The organism is Roseitalea sp. (assembly GCF_984466335.1).
The window spans coordinates 1-2,564 of sequence record NZ_CFIFWG010000244.1 but is presented as its reverse complement, the minus strand read 5'-3'; the positions used below and the strand labels follow the sequence as shown (position 1 = coordinate 2,564).

Below are 2,564 nucleotides of genomic sequence, written 5' to 3'. Positions count from 1 at the left end.
CACCCCGGCGGGCGGCACGATCTCGGTGGGCGCGGACATCACCCAGCTCAAGCGGCAGGAAGAAAGGCTGATCGATTCCGAGCGGCGGCTGATGGCCTCGATCCGGGACCTGTCCGGCGCCCGGCAGGCCGAGCAGGAAAAGGCCCGGGCGCTCGAAGAGATCAATCGCAAATTCCTCGAAGCCAAGGAACGGGCCGAAGCGGCCAACAAGGCCAAGACCGATTTCCTGGCCAATGTGAGCCATGAGCTGCGCACGCCGCTCAACGCCATCATCGGCTTTTCGCAGATGATGCAGCAGCGCATGTTCGGCCCGCTCGGCTCGGAGCGCTACGAGGAGTATATCGACGACATCCACGACAGCGGCGGCTTCCTGCTGAACGTCATCGACGACATTCTCGAAATGTCGAAGATCGAGTCCGGCCGCGCCGTGCTGGACTGCGAACGCATCGACCTGGCGCCGCTGATCGGCGAGGTGGTGCACATGGTCTCGTTGCAGGCCGAGGACAAGGCGATCGCGATCGAGGAGGACATCGCGCCGCAGATGCGCATCCACGCCGACCGGCGGGCGATGAAGCAGATCCTGATCAACCTGATAACGAACGCGGTGAAGTTCACCGACCGCGACGGCCGCATCCGCATCCGCGCCAGGATGGGCGGCAAGACCGTGCGCCTTGTGATCGCCGACGATGGCTGCGGCATCCCCCAAAAGGCCCTCAGGCGGCTGGGCAGGCCGTTCGAACAGGTCGAAAACCAGTTCTCCAAGACCCATGGCGGGTCGGGACTGGGACTGGCGATCTCCAAATCGCTCGCCCAAATGCATGGCGGAAGCGTCGCGATCCGCTCCAATGCCGGCGAGGGAACCGTCGTGCTGGTGCGCATTCCGGTCTATTGCGAATGCCCGCCGGACGCGGACGCCCAAAAGGATGACCAAGAGGACGCCGCGCCCGAAACGGGCTGACCCCCGTCAGTTGCGGTCGCCGTGGCGACCAAAGCGCGGGCCGCCGGCAAAGCGGTGGGGCAGCTCGTCCCCGGTGATCGCGCCGGAATCGTCGCGGTCGAGCAGCGCGAACATCTCTTCCTGGCGGCTGGTCAGTTCGCCGGCCGAGACCCGATCGTCGCCGTCAATGTCGAAATGCTCGATCATCCGCCTGGCCATGCGCCCGGCGCGGCGGCCGCCGAACGTCGCGGCGACGTCTTCGGCGGCGACAAGGCCGTCACCGTCCGCGTCGGCCTCGTTGAAGCGCTTCATCACCGGCGCGCTGAACTCGGCGAAGGTGACCGAGCCGCTGGAATCGGCATCGAGCCGTTCGAAGCGCTCGGCGGCCCGTTCGCCATCCGATCCGCAATCGCCTCCGGCCACGGCAATGCCGACACCGGTGGCGGTGACGGCACAGGCCAGCAAGGCGATCATCGCTTTTTTGGGGACTGTCATTTGCTACATCCTTTGCATCGTTCGCCATCCCCCGATGCAGGACCGTCGGCGCGCTTCCCCTCACGCCTGCGGGACCGGGACACCGATCACCCGGTGGAAGATCGCCTCCACCCGCCGCCGGTGGCCCTCAAGACGGGCCTCCACATGGCCGATCGCCGGCTCATGCAGTCTCGCACACAACGCTTCGACCAGTCCGCGCGGGGCCTTTTCGGGATCGAACGCTTCCGAAGTGCACAGGCGCAGCATATGGCCGACCGTTGCGTAGTCATGGGCGGCGGACAACAAATCCTCTCGTTGCCGCCGGCCGATCACCGCATCGTCAAGCAATGTGAAGATACGGGCCGCGCCCGCCCCGTTCAAATTAAGGTTTTGTAAGGCCACCAGACGCCAGTGCTGGGCGAGGAAGTCGATATCGACCGTGCCGCCGGCGATGCGCTTGAGGTCCCACGGCCCGCGCGCGGGCTTGTCGCGCAGCAGGCGCGCGCGCATGGACCGGACGTCGGCGCGGACCTTGCCGGCATCGTTCGGCATGGCCAGGACGGACCGCAATTGCGCGCCGGTGCGTGCGCCGAGACCGGCATCGCCGGCGACGATGCGCGCGCGGGTCAGCGCCATGTGCTCCCAAGTCCAGGCATTGTCGCGCTGATAGTGGGAAAAGGCGCGCAGGGAGGTCGCAAGCGGCCCCTTGTTGCCGGACGGGCGCAGCCGGAAGTCCACCTCGTAGAGAACGCCCTCGCTGGTGGGCGCCGAGAGCGCGGCGATCAGGCGCTGGGTGAGCCGCGCATAATATTGCGAGGGCGCGAGGGGCCTGTCGCCGTCGCTTTCGTCCACGCCCTCGGGATGGTCATAGATCAGGATCAGGTCGACGTCGCTGCCGGCGGTCATTTCGCGCGATCCGAGCCGGCCGAGCGCGATCAGGCAGACCTCGCCGCCCGGCACGTGGCCGTGTCGGCGCGCCACCTCGGCCCCGGCCGCATCCAGCGCTTCGGCGATGGCAAGATCGGCGATCGCGGCCAGCGCCTCCGGATCCTCCTCCGTTCCCGCCGGCCGCCACGCCGCGAGGTGGCGCCGGTCGATGAACGCGATCCGGGTCGCAGTGGTGGTGCCGGTGCGCGGGGCGGAGGGTCCGGTG

The 2,564-nt window shown here is 67.6% G+C and carries 3 protein-coding genes; 1 reads left to right on the top strand and 2 read right to left on the bottom strand.

Annotated features, from left to right (window positions below):
- On the top strand, nt 1-958 hold a 958-nt coding region (locus AC5E6L_RS15085; protein WP_491774397.1), incomplete at its 5' end, for a sensor histidine kinase.
- A gap of 6 nt (nt 959-964) precedes the next feature.
- Here the strand turns inward: AC5E6L_RS15085 and AC5E6L_RS15080 are convergent.
- Nucleotides 965-1,432: an EF-hand domain-containing protein gene (locus tag AC5E6L_RS15080; RefSeq protein ID WP_491228332.1), complete on the bottom strand. Its 468-nt coding sequence runs from the start codon at nt 1,430-1,432 to the stop codon at nt 965-967.
- 60 nt (nt 1,433-1,492) lie between these two features.
- A partial coding sequence (locus AC5E6L_RS15075; protein WP_491774395.1) for a DUF294 nucleotidyltransferase-like domain-containing protein occupies nt 1,493-2,564 on the bottom strand: 1,072 nt, incomplete at its 5' end.